16 protein-coding genes are annotated in these 17,118 nt (G+C 40.2%); 15 read left to right on the forward strand and 1 reads right to left on the reverse strand.

What is annotated here, in order from left to right; all coding sequences use genetic code 11:
• Positions 1–197: 197 nt before the first annotated feature.
• Complete coding sequence (locus J7I93_RS24180) at positions 198–824, reverse strand: DUF421 domain-containing protein (protein ID WP_214729351.1); 627 nt, start codon at positions 822–824, stop codon at positions 198–200.
• A gap of 205 nt (positions 825–1,029) precedes the next feature.
• Here J7I93_RS24180 and J7I93_RS24185 point away from each other — a divergent pair, with 205 nt between their 5' ends.
• The 15 genes from J7I93_RS24185 (at position 1,030) to J7I93_RS24255 (ending at position 16,989) form a co-directional block, all read left to right on the forward strand.
• Positions 1,030–2,028, forward strand: a complete 999-nt coding sequence (locus J7I93_RS24185) for an ABC transporter substrate-binding protein (RefSeq protein ID WP_214729353.1) — start codon at positions 1,030–1,032, stop codon at positions 2,026–2,028.
• A 774-nt stretch (positions 2,029–2,802) separates the two neighbouring features.
• A complete protein-coding gene (locus tag J7I93_RS24190) occupies positions 2,803–3,540 on the forward strand; it encodes an SAF domain-containing protein (RefSeq protein WP_214988137.1) in 738 nt (245 codons plus the stop codon).
• Between the two features lie 60 nt (positions 3,541–3,600).
• Positions 3,601–4,764, forward strand: coding sequence for a CpaE/TadZ family protein (locus J7I93_RS24195; protein WP_214729357.1), 1,164 nt, complete (start codon positions 3,601–3,603; stop codon positions 4,762–4,764).
• Between the two features lie 27 nt (positions 4,765–4,791).
• On the forward strand, positions 4,792–6,165 hold the full coding sequence (locus J7I93_RS24200) for a TadA family conjugal transfer-associated ATPase (RefSeq protein WP_214729359.1): 1,374 nt from the start codon (positions 4,792–4,794) through the stop codon (positions 6,163–6,165).
• Positions 6,143–7,069, forward strand: coding sequence for a type II secretion system F family protein (locus J7I93_RS25580; protein WP_214729361.1), 927 nt, complete (start codon positions 6,143–6,145; stop codon positions 7,067–7,069). The genes J7I93_RS24200 and J7I93_RS25580 overlap by 23 nt, the downstream gene beginning before the upstream one ends.
• Positions 7,070–7,072: 3 nt before the next feature.
• Positions 7,073–8,008 (forward strand): type II secretion system F family protein, encoded by a 936-nt coding sequence (locus tag J7I93_RS24210; RefSeq protein WP_214729363.1) that lies wholly within the window; start codon positions 7,073–7,075, stop codon positions 8,006–8,008.
• Between the two features lie 63 nt (positions 8,009–8,071).
• Complete coding sequence (locus J7I93_RS24215; protein ID WP_214729365.1) at positions 8,072–8,269, forward strand: hypothetical protein; 198 nt, start codon at positions 8,072–8,074, stop codon at positions 8,267–8,269.
• A 111-nt stretch (positions 8,270–8,380) separates the two neighbouring features.
• Entirely contained in the window at positions 8,381–9,784 is a 1,404-nt protein-coding gene (locus J7I93_RS24220) for a VWA domain-containing protein (RefSeq protein WP_214729367.1), read from the forward strand.
• Between the two features lie 114 nt (positions 9,785–9,898).
• Positions 9,899–10,291 (forward strand): pilus assembly protein, encoded by a 393-nt coding sequence (locus J7I93_RS24225; RefSeq protein ID WP_214729369.1) that lies wholly within the window; start codon positions 9,899–9,901, stop codon positions 10,289–10,291.
• Entirely contained in the window at positions 10,288–10,935 is a 648-nt protein-coding gene (locus J7I93_RS24230; RefSeq protein ID WP_214729371.1) for a hypothetical protein, read from the forward strand. Before J7I93_RS24225 ends, J7I93_RS24230 begins: the two co-directional genes overlap by 4 nt.
• 41 nt (positions 10,936–10,976) lie before the next feature.
• Positions 10,977–12,275 carry a hypothetical protein gene (locus J7I93_RS24235; protein ID WP_214729373.1) on the forward strand — a complete coding sequence of 433 codons (1,299 nt, stop codon included), beginning with the start codon at positions 10,977–10,979 and terminating at the stop codon, positions 12,273–12,275.
• A gap of 61 nt (positions 12,276–12,336) precedes the next feature.
• A complete protein-coding gene (locus tag J7I93_RS24240) occupies positions 12,337–13,140 on the forward strand; it encodes a hypothetical protein (protein ID WP_214729375.1) in 804 nt (267 codons plus the stop codon).
• Between the two features lie 21 nt (positions 13,141–13,161).
• The gene (locus J7I93_RS24245; protein WP_214729377.1) at positions 13,162–13,887 is read left to right on the forward strand and encodes a hypothetical protein; all 726 of its coding nucleotides are present in this window, start codon (positions 13,162–13,164) and stop codon (positions 13,885–13,887) included.
• A gap of 378 nt (positions 13,888–14,265) precedes the next feature.
• Positions 14,266–15,966: a transglutaminase domain-containing protein gene (locus J7I93_RS24250; protein WP_214729379.1), complete on the forward strand. Its 1,701-nt coding sequence runs from the start codon at positions 14,266–14,268 to the stop codon at positions 15,964–15,966.
• A 120-nt stretch (positions 15,967–16,086) separates the two neighbouring features.
• Positions 16,087–16,989, forward strand: a complete 903-nt coding sequence (locus J7I93_RS24255) for a DUF5683 domain-containing protein (RefSeq protein WP_214729381.1) — start codon at positions 16,087–16,089, stop codon at positions 16,987–16,989.
• The last annotated feature ends 129 nt before the right edge of the window (positions 16,990–17,118 follow it).

A 17,118-nucleotide genomic window follows, 5' to 3' on the forward strand; every position in this document is an offset into this window, starting at 1 on the left:
ACCCCCTCCTACTCGATTTAATTAAAGGGCGTGGAACTTCTTTTATAGTGATTCTATCCAAGCCAACCCCTGGTAAAGAACCCTAAGGAGACTTTTTGTTTTGGGATTATAGCAATTAAGTTTTACTTGGTTTTCTTAAAAAAACAGGGTTAATATAAAAAGCTGATGATTTTAGGAAAAATCAACAGCTAATTCAGTTATTGCAAATGGCCGGGTATATTGTCATTAGGAGCTTCTTCGGCTACTTCGGAAAAAATATCTTCTTCATTTTCGGGCAGGATATGGACTGAAAAGCCCTTTGCAAAAGCAGGTTCCAGCAGACTGATCAGCTGCTGGACATCCGCCTGGAGCTGCTGAAATTCTTTTTTCGTTACAGGCTGGGCTTCGTCTTTTAATTCATAGCCTACCTGGCCGTTTGCCTCCAAAGTTGCCCATCTTACATCACTGATTACAGCCACATTATGCTGCCGTAACTTCATTTCCAGCTGGTCTACTGTAAACCGCAGTTTTCTCAGGTTTGCCTCATTTAATTCTCCGTCTTCAATGATAACCTTGGATTGTCCTGTTATGAACCTCTCGAACTTATCAGATTTAACTTGGGCGTATTCCATTATGATTAAGGTCAAAACCAGAATGAATCCTACAGCAAGAGTGGTCCAAATGTTGCTGCCGGAAACAGGCTGGATTAACAAGGATCCGATCCCAATCATGATAACGACCTGAGCCAAGGTCATTTGAGAAATAGACTTTCTGCCAGCTAATCTTAAAAGGAGTGTACCACCGATTACGATGATGATCGGTTTCCATATCCAATCAAATTCCATACGCTTTCCTCCTTCGCGGTCTATTTATTATTAAATATTCTTTCGTAAAAGGAGTCTTCTAAATCTGCCTCTGTCAAATTATTTAACAAAAAGCGCCTTTCCTATTGTTTCAATGTTATTAAACGTGTTATTATCAAAATATTATAAAAAATTAGAACGTTTTTATAACAAGAGTACATAAAAAAATTTGCCGGGGGGATTTGGGATGAGGAAGATGTTGGCTATTTTAGCAAGCAGTGCATTATTGATGCTGGCTGCATGCGGATCAGGAAATGAGGAAAGCAGCGGGGAAGCGGCTGAAAAGAAAACGGTGAAAATCGGAATTACCCAGATTGTTGAACATCCATCATTGGATTCAGCAAGAGAGGGATTTATTGCAGCATTAAAAGATGCAGGCTATGAAGAAGGAAAGAACCTTAAAATTGATTTCCAAAATGCACAGGGAGATATGAACAATAACATGTCAATCGCCCAGAATTTAGTAGCAGACAAAAATGATCTTATTTTGGCGATAGCAACTGCTAGCGCACAGTCTGTGGTTCAGTCTACTAAGGAAATTCCAATCCTTTTTACAGCTATTACAGATCCGGTGGGAGCGGAACTTGTGCAAAGTATGGAAAAGCCGGGCGGCAATGCAACAGGTACATCTGATACACATCCAGATGCCATCAAGGATACGATCAACTCGATTAAGACATTCGTTCCTGATGCTAAAAAGGTTGGAATCATCTACAATGACGGAGAACCCAACTCTGTTGTCAATGTAAAACATGCGAAAGAAGCCATCGAAGCCATTGGCCTGGAAGCAGTAGAAACAACTATTTCAACAAGCTCTGAAGTAAAGCAGGCTGCTGAATCCTTAGTTGGCCGTGCGGATGTATTCTATATTCCTAAAGACAATACAGTTGTCTCGGCTCTTGAATCTGTATTGACAGTAGCCAATGAAAAAGATATGCCGGCCTTTGTAGGCGAAAGCGATTCCGTGAAACGCGGCGGCTTCGCATCTTATGGCTTTGAATACCATGACTTGGGCTACACAACTGGAAAAATGGCCGTTGATATCCTCGAAGGCAAAGAGCCAAGCGAAATCCCGGTCGGTTACCCGGAAAGCCTTGAGCTTGTGATTAATAAAAAAGCTGCGGAAGAACAGGGAATTACTTTGACAGATGAAATGCTGAAGGATGCTAAGGTGGTAGGAGAATAAATAGAAAGATACAGTCAGTAGTTGCTGGCTGTATCTTTTTTTGTCATTTACTAAGAGTTTAGGATTAAAATACAGAAGCAAAGGGGATAAAACTGTCTTCATATGAAGGCAGTTTTTTAATATATAGATATGCCTTTCTGACTATTCAAGGATCAAAAATATTCCCATGAATCCTTAGAATTAAATAAATTACTTATCCGACTATCTACAGGTCTTATTTTAAACTTATAGTGAAATAATACATATGCTGGTGAAAAATTACATCAATTTATGGTTTTGTAGTTATTTTTAATATCATCAATAATACCTAATTGAGTATTAAATTGGCTAATGGAGAAGATTTAAGGGAAAACAAACCTAAAGACCTATAAATTGTAATATTTGTAATAAAACCTGATGAAAGTTAAAAGATATTTTACGAATATACCTTCCATAGCCACTATATAAACAGGTCTTAATGCCTATTAAAAAATCTTGATCTTGAGATATTAATAGGAAGAAAAATACAGACAAAATTCGACATTTCCTTGGGCGAGTTTGACGGAAATGTGAACGCGTGATAGTAAATATATAGTATAAAAAAAGGAAAATTTTTAAAAATACGGTTTTACATAATTTTAAACGGGGTAAATAGCAGGAAATACATTTCCATATTTTATCATTTTAATAAAATTTATCCAGATATAGGAGAGAAGATTTAGGATGCTAGAGTCAAAGAGGAGAGCCATTATATTTATATCTATCTCATTAATCCTGGCCCTGATAGCCGGTTTTATGTTTCTTCAAAAAGTAAGTGAGCTTAATAATAAGCTGGGTGGAACTACAAAGGTTTATGTTGCCAGTGAACAGATTGATTCCAGGGCAATTATCAAACCTGAAGATGTAGAGACTGTTGATCTTCCAAATAAATTCTTGGTTGAAGGTTCGCATATAAAAGACCCAAAAGAAATAACAAATAAAGTTTCCATAGTTCCCATTTCAAAGGGTGAGATTATTACGAAAAGTGTTTTAAAGGACTTCTCAGGGGTTGGTGATCCCAATAACCGCCTAGTTGCACTATTTGCCAATGAAAAAATATCTTTTGATGAAGAAGTTAAAGGTCATGATCGTGTAGATATAGTAGTCTCGCATCAATTTGAAGGAACTCCAAAGACAGAAACTTTTATGTCGGATGTTTTTGTGTCTAGGATTTCAGAAAATAATAAGAAAAAATTGCTTGGTGTTGGTCTCGAGGTTTCAAAAGAGGACGCCCCTAAGCTTATACACATGCAAAATTACGCAGATAGTATACGAGTTTTAAAGGCTAACGTAGGTAAAGATCAACCGGCTAAAGAGGCTGTAAATGGCGAAAAGGATGCCGAGAAGCAGGCCGCTGAGAAACCGGCAGAACAAAAAACCTCTAGCGGAAAGCCAGCTGAAAAGCCGGCAGAACAAAAAGCCTCTAGCGAAAAGCAAGTTGAAAAGCCAGCAGATAAAAAGCCAGCCGAAAAACCGGCTGGAGAGGGAAATTAATCAGGCGGCAAATTACATTATTAATGTCAAAAAAGTATATTGATGTCGGAGGTACAACACATGGCTACGGGAAGCAATATTCTGCTTGTCAGTGACGATAAGCAAATCAGTGAGCAGATTATACAGCAGGCACTTCAGGCATATCCTAGCCTGCAGCAGGCAGCACCCTCTGAGGTAAGAAAAGAAATTGACCGGATTGCGCCTGATGTCGTTTTGCTGGTAAATCCAGAAGATGAATCAGGAATTGAACTAGTCCAATATATTCATAGTGAATATCCGGACATCATTATCGTTTTTATTGCAAAACAACAGGATTTCCTGGTGCTCAGAGACGCTTCAAGAGCAGGTGCTACTGATTTTTTTGTTCTTCCGGATGAAATGAGCCAATTCAGTGATCGAATCGAACGAATTCTGTTAATTGCTCAGGAACAAAGCAAACATCATTCACAAAGCATTGTTTCTAACCATGGCTTAAGAAGGGGAAGAGGGCAAATTTTTTCCTTTTACAGCGGCAAGGGAGGAAGCGGTGCAACACTTCTTGCAAGCACATTTGCTCAGACGCTTAAGTTAGAATCTACTGCACAGGTTATTTTAATCGATATGAATCTGCAATTCGGCGGAGCGGATATGTACTTAGGGATTGAAAGCAATCGTTCGCTTGCCGATTTAAAACCGGTTATTAATGAATTGAATGAGAATCATATAAGGAATGTCAGCGAGAAAGAACCAAACTCCAAAATGGAGATATTGCTGAGCCCAAGAGATGCTGAGGTAGCTGAGGGATTGAATGAAGACTTCTTCACAAAACTTTTAAGGGCTTGCAGGCGCAGCTATGATTATGTCATTGTTGACCTGCCTTCAAATATGACATCCAATACATATGTGGCTTTGGAAGAAGCGGATGTTATTTACTATGTTATGAACTTGGATACCCCATCCCTTCAGGTGTTCAAACACGTAGAAGATTTATTCAAAAGACTGGGCATGGATACAGAAGAGCGCCTGGAAATTGTGGTCAATCAAAAAGGAAGAGAGAATGAATTGACGCCTGCTGATGTGAAAAATTTGCTGACAGCTCCTGTAAGTGCTGAAGTAAGACGAGATATTAAAGGGGTACAAACCTTTATTAATAAAGGCGAACCACTAAGAAAAACAACTAAAGAGAAGAAGCTTATACCAGTTGCAAAAGACGTTCGAAAGTGGGTATTAACCCTTCTAAAATAATTGATACGACGGGGAAGGAGGGAAAGAATGTCGTTATTTAAACGTACAGAGAAGCATCACCCGGAATCATCAACATCAAAGGTGAGCTATTCTACTTACGACAGCCCTTATATCGAAGAGCTAATCGAACATTATAAAAACCGGCTGCTGAGAGAAACCAACCTGGAACAGCTGACAAGTTTGACACAAGGTGAAATGCGATTAGCCATCGAGCGTTTAATTAGCCAATTCATGACTGAGGAAAAAGTTATTATTTCCAGAGGCGACAAAGAAACCTTACTTACTCGATTAATCGATGAATCAGTAGGTTTTGGGCCGCTCGAGCCCCTTCTTTCAGATGATGAAATCACAGAGATTCTTATAAATGGACATAATGAAGTCTACATTGAGAAAAAAGGACAATTGCAATTAACTAATCTGCAGTTTCGTGATGAAGCTCATGTAAGGCATATCATTGATCGGGTTGTAGCGCCGCTTGGAAGGCGTGTCGATGAAAGCTCTCCTATGGTCGATGCCCGGCTTCAAGACGGAAGCCGTGTAAATGCAGTTATTCCTCCTGTTAGTTTAAATGGGACTCTCATATCTATAAGGAAATTTAGGGCCGATCCTTTTAAAATGAGCGATTTGATTGAATTCGGATCTTTAAACGAAGCAATGGCACAGTTTATCAATGCAGCTGTTTTTGCCAAGATGAGTGTCCTTATTTCCGGAGGTACAGGCAGCGGTAAAACAACTCTTCTTAACGCCCTTGCCAGATCAATACCTAGTGGCGAAAGGGTTATCACGATTGAAGACTCGGCGGAATTAAAGCTGGACCGGCCCAATGTAGTCGGAATGGAAGCGAGACCTCCAAACGTGGAAGGGACCGGCGAAATAACGATCCGGCAACTGGTGCGGAACGCCCTCCGTATGAGGCCTGACCGGATTATTGTTGGGGAGGTTCGCGGATCGGAGGCATTTGATATGCTTCAGGCGATGAACACAGGCCATGAGGGTTCTCTTACTACAGTCCATGCCAACTCTCCGCTTGACGCCTTAAAGAGGGTGGAAGGCATGGTAATCATGGCAGGTATGGATCTGCCTTCAAAAGTAATCAGAGAATACATTGTAGGAGCATTGGATTTAATTATACAGGGAACACGCCTGCCGGATGGACAGAGGAAACTAGTTTCAATCTCTGAAGTTGTAAAAAACCCTAACGGAGAAGCGGAGATTCAAGAAATTTTCAAATTCAAGCGTACGGGTATCGATGGAAATGGCAACATATTAGGGTACTTTACCCCAACTGGAGTCATTCCTAAATGTCTCGATAGATTAAGAATTTTTGGTGCAGATATAGACGAATCAATTTTTCATGCAGAAGAAGAGGTGAGGGACAGTGACCATATCTATTCTTTATAGTTTAGCTGTCCTCTTCGGTTTATGGGGAGTGTACAATCTATTAGGCTATCGAAACTCAAAAAAAGAGTGGCGGAATAAAGTTGAGAAATGGTACGGCCATAATAACAACCGAAAAAGCTTCATTCTCGTTCTGGGTGACAAATTTGACGGGACCAGCATGGGTCAAAAAACGATTGATCAGCTAAGACGTGCGAACATTCAATTAATGGCATCGGAATTTTACGGAATATTATTTTTCGGTGCTATTACATTTGCTTTTTTCTTAAATAATTTTTTCAGCATTAAATTTCCTATAAACATTTTGGTATCGATGATTTCGGCGGAAGTGACAAGGAGAGCCTTATTCTTAATCCGCCGTAATAAATACGAGGAAAGGATGAATGATCAGCTTCCTGAAATCTGCCGGATACTAGCTAACTCAACCCGTTCCGGAATGACCTTGACACAAGGTATTGGGATAGCAGCACAAGAGCTGAAGGACCCTGCAAGAGAAGAATTCAGCAGGCTGCATAGTGAGCTCCAGCTTGGGGTCGACTTTAATCGCGCACTTAGAAATATGCAAAAAAGAATATCGTCCAGGGAATATCAATTGTTTGTAGCGTCCCTGTTAATTCAAAAGCGGGCAGGAGGAAACATTCATGCCGTTCTGGACGAAATGGGAAAAACAATGGAGGAAAGAAAATTGCTATTGCAGGAAATAAAAACGATGACTGCAGAGCAAAGATATATTGCATATATCGTACCGGTCCTGCCCATCTTTTTACTTCTGGTCATGAACAATATCAATGAAGGATTTATCGATCCTTTATTTACGGGGATAGGACTTGTCCTGCTGGTGATATTTTTGATTGGTACTTTCTTAACTTTCTTCTTAATTAAAAAAGTCACCAACATAAGGGTGTAGGGTATGGATGTTTTAATTCTAATTTGTGTTTTAATGGGTTTGTTTCTATTTTCGATCGGGCTTAAGTCATTCTATGACTATTTGATTGAGAAACAAGAATTAAAAAAGCATATACAAGACAATGTGTTTGTAAATAGGTTCAGTTTAAAAAGAAGGAAAAGCAGCAGTGAAAAATGGCTGGAAAAAACGTTTTACTACGCGGATGATTTTTCTTCATTGGGAAACAGGGTGAATTTTTTCAGTGAATCACAGGATGTTGAAAAATGGCTTATGCAGGCCAGCTATCCTTATGGTCTGACTGTCGAACGATTCCAGGGGCTGAAAATATTCGCACTGCTGGTTGGGTTTGTGATCGGATTTATGCTGATTATCATCCAATTTCCGATGTCCCAGATTTTGATTATTGTGCTCCCGCTTGCAGGCTATTTCAGTGTAATCTTATGGATTAAAAACAAAGCTAAAAAAAGGCAGGATGATCTTGGCTATGTTCTGCCGGACTTTCTGGATACTGTCAGTGTGACCCTGCAGGCAGGCATTGGGCTGGACCAGGCACTAAGGGACATTGTCCCGTACTTTGATGGTCCTGTAGGAGAAGAGTTTGCACGGTTTAACCAGGAAATAGATTTAGGGGTTCCCAGGGAGAAAGCATATAGAAGTCTCTTGGACAGAAATGATAATGAGGCATTTCAGTCACTCATTAAATCATTGATTCAGGGATCGCGCCTTGGAGTTCCTGTTGCAACTACCTTTAAGGTCCAGGCAAATGAAATGCGGAACATGAAGAAAGAGAAAATCAAAGAAGAGGCAGCAAAAGCCTCACCCAAGATTACGTTGATTACCACTTTCATTGTCATGCCGACTGTCATGCTATTAATCGGCGGATTGCTTATTTTAAACATGTTCACTGGCGAGGACAGTATAATGAACATTTTTAAATAGGATTTTAATAATTTCTTAAATTAATAGGAAATGAGAACTTTACTTGAAAGGAGGTGTTAAGTCATGAGAAAGGTTTCAATCAAACTTTATCAAAGAATGACAAGTGCTCTTAACAATGAAAGAGGAGCTCAGACATTGGAATGGGTAGCAGTTGGAGCAGTTGTTGTAACAATTGCGGCGCTTCTCGGAAGTGCATTCGATGGTGATGGGATTAAAGGAATTGTAGATAGTATTCTGGCGAAAATTTCCGATACTTTATAATGATACAGCGTTCACAGCCATTTTAATAAGACTACAATCAATATTTAGCGGCAATGAATCCAAAGATTTGCCGCTGAATATTCATTTTTGTTTAGGGAGTGTTTTTTCATTATGGGGAATAAGCTTCATCGGGTGCTTGTTTTTCTGCTGACCGTTGTTTTTTTATCAGCATGCAGTGAAAATAAGCCGGATTCTGATTCGAAAAAAACAAGTGATAATAAGACAGAAACGGTTGCAGATCAGCAAGAATCAGAAAAGGAAGAAGATGGTGAACCTGCAATTGAAGAGCTGCTGGCTGACCTTCCTAAACCTACCGAAACAGTAACTGAACTAGTTCATGCAGAGGCAGGAGAATTCTCGGGGAAAGGATATGATGACTTAACCCCTGAAGAACAAAAGGAAGCAGTGGAAAGACTAAGGGAGCTTCCAAAGCTAGGCGAAAATCCATCTGAACAGGAAATAGAACTTTATTGGAGGAAGTCCCTTTCTCTATTTCATGAAGACTATGCAAATCCAGCAGAGGCGCTGGGCATCCTTGAAGTTGAAGCATTTGGCAGCCCGGATATAGAAGATGAACGTTTTCAATTTAAAGATCATTTAAATGTTGAAATCCTTCTTGATGCAAGCGGCAGTATGGCAAACCAAATTGATGGAAGAACCATGATGGATATCGCAAAGGAGTCGATTAAGGAATTTGCGGAGTCCTTGCCTGAAGGTGCTAACATTGCTCTCCGTGTATATGGGCACGAAGGTACAGGGTCAGATCAGGATAAAGAACTTTCCTGTAAGAGCAATGAATTGGTTTATGAAATGAGTGCTTACCAAGCTGAAGCTTTGGGAAAATCTTTAAATGAATTCCAGCCTGCTGGCTGGACGCCGCTAGCTAAAGCAATTGATGAAGCAAAGAAAGATTTAAGTTCATATAAGAGCGATACAAATACTAATATCATTTATTTAGTAAGTGATGGAGTAGAAACATGTGATGGTGATCCTGTCGCAGAGGCCCAAAGTCTTGCCGATTCCGATATAAAGCCGATTGTGAATGTGATAGGCTTTGACCTTAACGCTGAGGGTCAAAATCAATTAAAAGAAGTAGCGCAAGCAGCTAAAGGGATTTATAGCAATGCGAGAAATCAAGATCAATTAAATCAAGAATTGGCCAGAGCCCGAGAGATTGCCGAGAAGTGGACACAATGGCAAAAAGACGCTGTGAACAATGCCTCAAGTCAGAGGTATGATCAGCTATTATCTGATATTCCGCGCTTCGGAATTGATTGGAATGAGGCTAATAGGTACGAAAAATCAAATATTAGAGAGCCTTTGAGGGTATTAAGAGATGAAGGCCATATCAGCCGGGAAGCGTTCCAGCTCTTATCTGACAAAACAAGTGAGCGGTATAGCAACGTCCTGAATATGAATAAACAAATCAGAGAAGACTTAAGAAGTTTAGCTAATAAAAACTTTGAGAGTGTAAAAGAAGAAATCAACAAGAAATATAGTGAAAACACAAACTAAAAGTGAATATTCTATCGATATTTTTGCAGGAATAGATGCTAGTTATTCCTGCAAAAATATTGATTTACCATTTAATTAACAGAGCTAATTAGAAAAAAAAGGGGGGATGCTCATATGTCCAATTTAAAAAAGAAACTCCAAGAAGAAAAAGGTTCGATGACACTCGAATTTCTAACAGTCATGCCTTATTATTTCTTTTTCTTCTTATTATTATGGCAGGCCGTTGCCTCGGGATTAACCATGATGAAGGCTCAGTCAGCTGTGAATGAAGCAGCAAAGTATTATGCAGTGACAGAGGAATACAGTGAAGCCTACAGTATTGCCAGTGATGCCATTGGAGTAAGCGACATTATGACATTCCAGGGTTTTGATATTCATACAGGTTTTAATGGTGAATTTGAAGCTGTTATTCAACTCCGGCATGGACTGGTATTTGTTCCTAAGGAATGGAGAAATAAGGCATCTATTAATTTTACTCACAAGGTAAATAGCAGGGTGATTAAATGAGGTGTTATATAGATAATGAACGGGGAAGCGGAGTTCTTTTGACTATCTTTAATTTCTTAATAGTGGGAATAATGCTAATTCTCGTTTTGAATATCGCCATGGCTTTTACAAAAAAAGAGCAGGCTTCCATTGCGGCAGAGCATGCGAGCCTGGCAGCTACAAGTGTATTGTATGAACAGGTATATGAGAATGTTAAAAGCTATAAAAAGTTGATTGACGCTGACATTGAAGAAGGAACCATAGACATATTAAAAACGATTGAGGAAAAGGTGGAAGAGAGAGAAGATAAACTTAAGTATTCCCAGCCTTTCCTTTCAAAGAATGAACGGCGTATTCAAGCCATCGATGATGTTTTATCAAGCGAAATTAAAGAGGATCATCTCTTTTCCGACCAAGTACTTCAAGCAGTAAGGAATGCGGAAAGTTCTATAGACAGTTCAGTACAGAATACTATTCGAAAAAATTACGGTAAAGATGCAGCGAGTGAGTATAATTGGGAATTCCAAGAATACAGAATTGCAGTGGAGGCACAAACAGAGTTTGAAGCAGTTCACTATAATGGCCTTAATTTTGGAGAAAACAGCGACATTTCACAAGTTGGAATGGGTCCGGAAATTTCATTTCTAGAGGCTTTAGGATGGTGAAAGTGTTAGTTGAATACTAGATAAGAAAGGAGTATGAGGCTATGAAGAGGAAAACCAAATCTATGTTTAAAAGAACGGCGGCCTGCTTACTAGCATCTTTCATTATACTGATTAACTTCCTTCCTGTGGCGGCGCTTGCTCAAGGGAATTTCAACCCCGGTACTTTTTCTCCGGGTACCTTTTCCCCCGGCACATTCTCTCCAGGTGAATTCAATCCCGGTACATTTAGTCCGGGTCAATTCAATCCTGGTACATTCAGTCCTGGGCAATTTTTACCTGGCCAGTTCTCACCTGGCCAGTTCTCGCCTGGTCAGTTTTCACCAGGAGATTTCAGCCCGGGCGAATTTTCTCCAGGTGAGTTTGATCCGGGGCAATCCACGCCGGGAACAATTAGGCCAGGAAATGGGACTGGAACAGATCCGTTTGGAAATTTCGGAGGGCAAAATGGCCTTCCTCCACAATTCAATCCACCCATCATAGACCTGCCTGGAAATGTTGAACACCCTATTGGCAATACGGGAACCATGGATCCTGGCAACCCAGAGGCGAATAAGAACGTGCCATTTCCGTATGAAGAAGACGGGAATTACCAGGCTTTTAAATTTATTACGAAAGACATGCTTTTTCCAGCTATTGATGGTTTGTATCTCCATACCATTCAAGATATAGATTGGAATAAGTATGGAGATGGATTAAGCAGAGATCTTGCCAAGGGGATCGTGAAAAACCGGTTAGAAGCAATGTTTAAAGATGAATCATTGTTGAGTGCCCCTGTTAATCTGGGGGTAGATGTTTGGTCTGCTTATGATAACGGACAACACATTAGCAAGTTCCTAGGTTCAACCACTGATATTCGAAATGCCTGGAATGCTGCCAGGGCTGCTTCCACTACTGGAGGCTCATTTAGTACAGCTGCGAATGCTGGATCATTCCTTTCGAATGCAACAAAGACATTTGAAATGGGGACAGGATTTGCAGGGAAAGCTGCCCCATGGCTGGCTGCAATCAGCACTGGGATTTCTGGAGCGGAAACAGTAATGAACTTTGCGAATGGAAAGACCAATGATGGAATTGCTAGCTTAGGTGAGACATTGATGTCTGGCGCAGTTGTTCTTTCGGCAACCGGTGTGGGTGCACCGATTGCGGCCGGAGTCGCTCTAGTTGGGGGAGCTCTTTGGGCTGGAGCAAAGATTTATAAGCATGCCGGAGCAATCAAAAGCGCATGGAAAAATAGAAAAAAACTAGTATCAAATGCTGCCAAATCAGTAGGAAATGCAGTTAAAGGCGGGGTAAATGCTGTGAAATCCGGCTTTAAGACAGTTTCCGGGTGGTTTAGCTAAATAAACTCCTATAGAATAGACAAAGCTACTACTAATACAGCCAGTAATAGGAGGAAGATTCATGATCAGAATGCATAACTTGCCGGAAAATATTAAAGAGTCTCTCAAGCCATATTACAAGGAAAACGAAACGCCGGATGTGTTTCCTGCCAAGTTTAATATTGGCGGGAAACTGTACTATTATTTTACCTTTGCTCCTGCTGAGGAACAGTTGATTATGGAGAATGATGGAACTGTTCCGCGTTTCGATGCAGTAAAGGAAGCTGCAGTTATTACTAATAGCTACAATGTATGCATTGAAACATTTGTAAATATCGGGTCTAAGTGGGTTAAGGCTAATCGAATAGAGAACTATGTGAAATTAAAGGATATTTTGCAAGAGATAGAAACTAAGCTAGGGCCATTTCCACAGGATGTTGGAAGGGCTTATAAAGTTTTTGAACAGGTGCCAGATCAAATCATGGAAAGCCAGAAGATTATTGAAGAATCCGTTAAAAAAGCTGACCATCTTTGGCAGAGAGGCAGAGAAGACCTGCTGGTAACAGAGGAAGATGAAAAGGAAATGCACGGATGTCTTGTGGATATGGTCACGGCGCAGGTCCGTCAAAATGATATTCAGCTTCAAACAGAAAGTGAAAGAAAGATAGTCTATGACTATGTTTCTTCTAAGAAAGGGCTGCTGAATTTTACTGCTCTTAATTTGGCGAGAAAATTAAAGCCATACGAGAAACATATGTTTAGCAGTAATGCGCAGGACGCTAAAGGCTGGGGTGAACTTAGACATTCTGTGCTGAACAGTGATCTTGAGGCTGAGCGCCAAAAAAACGCTGTGTTAGTATATAGGAAATTGCGTAACCCAAGATAAAACGAAAAGGGGGAATTTGCTTTGCTGCAAGCAATAAAAGAGGGCAGTGAATTATATAAAAAATACTTCCTCCGTGTAATCCTGATTGGCTTTACAATTATTCTTCCCATTCAAGCCATATATACATTAGCCATTAACTTTATTGCCATGCCTTTTGAGGTTTTTAATCTGTCTTTATGGACTTCAATTTTCCAAAGCATCTTTATGCTAATGAGCCTTTTTATCATCCTTATCCCTATGATTAGCTTGGCCAGCCAGGGTACAAGAACCAATACGGTAAAAACAGGCCAAATATATGGAGATACGATTAAATATGCCTTTTTTGCGTATTTAATCAGTATCCCATTTTCCGTTGTGACAACAATTGGGTTACTGTTATTAATCATCCCTGGAATTATTCTGCTAGTTCTTTTCATAGGCATTCCATTTGTTAAAGTTATTGAAGATGAAACTGTACCAATGGTCATAAAAAGGTCAGTATCTTTTGGAAAAGAAAACTTCATAGTGCTGTTTGGCATGCTTCTATTGTTTGCTGCAGCTGATTTTTTAGGTTCTTACTTGTTTTCATACTTAGCTATCATTATATCAGGACAAATGGCTGCACTTAACTGGGCTATGATGATATTCAATATGTTCCTGCTTCCGCTTTTTGTATTTTCAGTTGCAAAACTATACTTTAGCTGGAATGGCGAAGCTGATCTTCTTCAGGAAGGAGAGTTTCAGAAGCAGCTGGAGCAATACCGATAGAAGTCTTCTGCAAGAAGAGGTGCTGGGATTGTCTATGGAAGAGAAGAACTGGAAACAATTTCACCATTTAACTGCTTTTCTTTTACATTATTTCTCTTTCAGTGAAGGGTTTTTTCAGGTGGAAGGCAATTCCTGTTCAGGTTAGCATTTCAATGAAGCCATATTTAAAGTCATAAGATTTCAAGCTTATGACTTTTTTTATGGAATAAAGCATTTGTTTGCTTATAAGAAGCCATAAAGCATTTAAATGCGATGTAATCCCACTTTTTTAAGTGGAAATAGTAAAAAAGCACCAGGAACCAAATCATACATAACCCGTAAATATCAAATAAGCAAATCGTAAAGTTAAGTGAAAAGATAAGCCTGAAGGAGGACCTCATGATTAAAAAAAGTCCCATCTCCATAATGTTTTTGTTGAGCACCTTTCTGTTCCTCTCCGCCTGCAGTAATTCAGATACAAGCAATACGGAGACAAAGGCAGAAAAGAAGGAAGAAGCCAAATTTGAAAAGCTAGCTGAGGAAAAGAATAAGGAGCTGGAGCTTGAGCTTGAGCCGCTCGAGCTTACTTCTTATAGCGAGGAAGTCGGAGCCTCCATAAAGGAACCTGCGTATAAGGAGTTTGCAGTGAATGGCAAAGTAGTTGTTGAAGGAGAGGTAGAGAAATATTCGGCGCTAAAGTCTGAATATGCCTGGATAAAGGTGCGTGCTTCAGAAGAGGGCCATGCCGGCTATGACCATGAGTATTACACTCCAATCAAAGAGGGGAAATTCAAGCAGCCAATCCGCTTTTTTAATGGAGAAGGCGAGTATCGGGTGACGGTTCAGCTTCCAAGCATGGACAGTGAAAATTATTACTATGACACTGCAGCATTTACAGTTCACAATATCAATCCGGAAGCGGACCGGGATGTAACCTTTACTCCATTTGGCCAGGAAGCGGAAATGGCTCTGAATTTGAAATCAAGTTATGTAAAAGAGAATGAAATCTTCTCTTTAAGTGGGAAAGCGGTGAACCTGACAGACAGCGATACAATTATGCTTAAAATAAATAAGGATGCTGAAATGTGGAAGCACGTCATACCGATTGAGGAAGGCAAGTTCTCTTATGATGTTCCTTTATTCTACGGAAAGGGGCTGCATAAGCTTGAAATATTGGTTCCGGATAAAGAGCGCGAAAATTACTATCAGACTGCGACAACACTTTTAATAGATAACGAGTCTGACAGAACCATGAGCCCAATTGAGTACTCAAAAACTTATGAGGAACGGGGAGTAACTTTGGAGTATCCGCAATATGGAGGAGAGGAATCTGATGGCACATTCTCAGTAAAAGGAAAAATTGACCCAAAGGCAGAGTTTGGCCCAGAAACCACTCACATTTATATTACGACAAAAAAAGGCGAGGACGAAGCGCTGGATGTAATCCCTGTCGAGGACTTCACATTTGATGATTCCTTTTATTTACGATTTGGACCCGGTACGTATGAGGTAACGTTAAGTGTCCCGGAAATTAAGGAGGAGAACAGTGATTACTTCAGGTTTTATGGGTTTGCCAAGTTTGAAGTCGAGTCAACAGGCGGGGATAAACGTGACCTGCTTCCTTCGAGAGGCGTCCAGTCAGATGCAGAGCCGATTACAGAATTGGCTAGAAAGTTAACAGAAGGGAAGAGCAGCGACCGGGAGAAAGCTAAAGCCATTTATGATTATGTCGCAAAAACGATTTCTTATGATGTTAAAAAACTGGAAACTGATGATTTTAACTGGGATGATAGCGCCTTAAAGACCCTGGATTCTAAGACTGGTGTCTGCCAGGATTACTCTTATCTGGCAATTGCCCTGCTGCGTGCAAGCAATATGGAAGCCCGTTTTGTGGAAGGTACTGCCTTTAGCGGATTCTGGCCCCAAAAGCATGCCTGGGTGGAAGTAAAAGTGGATGGACGCTGGCTGACTATGGATCCAACATGGGGAGCAGGTTATATAAAAGATGATAAATTCGTAGCGGCCTTTAATGAAAAATACTTTGATCCAAATAAGGAAGAGTTTGAAAAAACACATTACCGCACAGGGGTTTCTTATTAAATATGAAAAAGCCACAGGGCTTATTCCTGTGGCTTTTTCTTTTTGCCAAAAAGGAAAAATAAGCGGCAGCGGCGAAATAATTGGATTGAGCATTTTTAAATTGGCTGTGGAGGAATCGATGTGGGAAAGGTAATGGCGGCAGTGGTTTTATCCCTGGTATTTCCGGGGTTAGGGCAGTTTTATAATAAGGAAAATAAAAAGGCGATTGCCTTTATTATTGTCAATATTGTGTTTGTGCATGTGTACCTGAAGGAACTGATGTTTCCCCTGATTCTCTTTCATATATTGGCGGCAGTTGATGCTTTCGCATTAGCGAAAGAAAAGAACAGTGAAAAGGAGGGGTTTCTTACACTTCCAAAAGCAGTTCCTATTTTGGGTGCTGCCGTTATTTTTATTTCACTAATGATTGCGGGCACCTATTATTATTTCCTGAGGCCTGCTGAACCTGTCGCTTCTGTACCTCAAAAAACGAGAGCAGAGATGAAGGCGGCAGAGGATAAAGTGATTTTGGATCTAGCGGATAAGTACCGGCATGATTTTTATGTTCAGAGTTCAAGGTATAATGGTGAGGATTCAAGATATGAGATTACTGTTTACCCGAAAAACCAGCAGGAGCTTGCGTTTATAGCTAGTTTCTCCGAAAAAGGGCAGAGCTTCAAGGATCGCTATATGAATACCAGATGGGAAAAAGAGTTCGAGCAGGAAGCATCCTCTTTGCTGGGGGAAGGGGCAGTGCTTTCTTCTTCAATAGATGCAGATGAAGGGACGCAGAAAAAGCTAGATCCACTGGCCATTCCGTCTTTTGAAGAACTCCGGCTAATGTATGCACAGGGGTATACCCACACAATGAATATTAAGGTTGAAAATCCGGAAAGCCTTTATCCTTTTATCACCTATATAAAAGATAAGAAGATTAATAATCCAATGCTGAAATTACAGCTGTCAGACAGGGTTATTGAGCTTAATAGCGGAAATATAGAAGAACTAAAAACTCCGTCTGATTTGGAAAAATACATAAAATAATGTCTTTATTAAACTCGCTGTTGATTTCTGATCAGTCACTCAGCGTACCCTCTGGGAGTCTTATCAAGCATTCAGGATTACCCTGTTTTTTTGCGGAAAGTAATCTAACAAATAAATCCAAATACCCTT

Source organism: Bacillus sp. ISL-47 (assembly GCF_018613175.1).
GTDB lineage: Bacteria > Bacillota > Bacilli > Bacillales > Cytobacillaceae > Cytobacillus.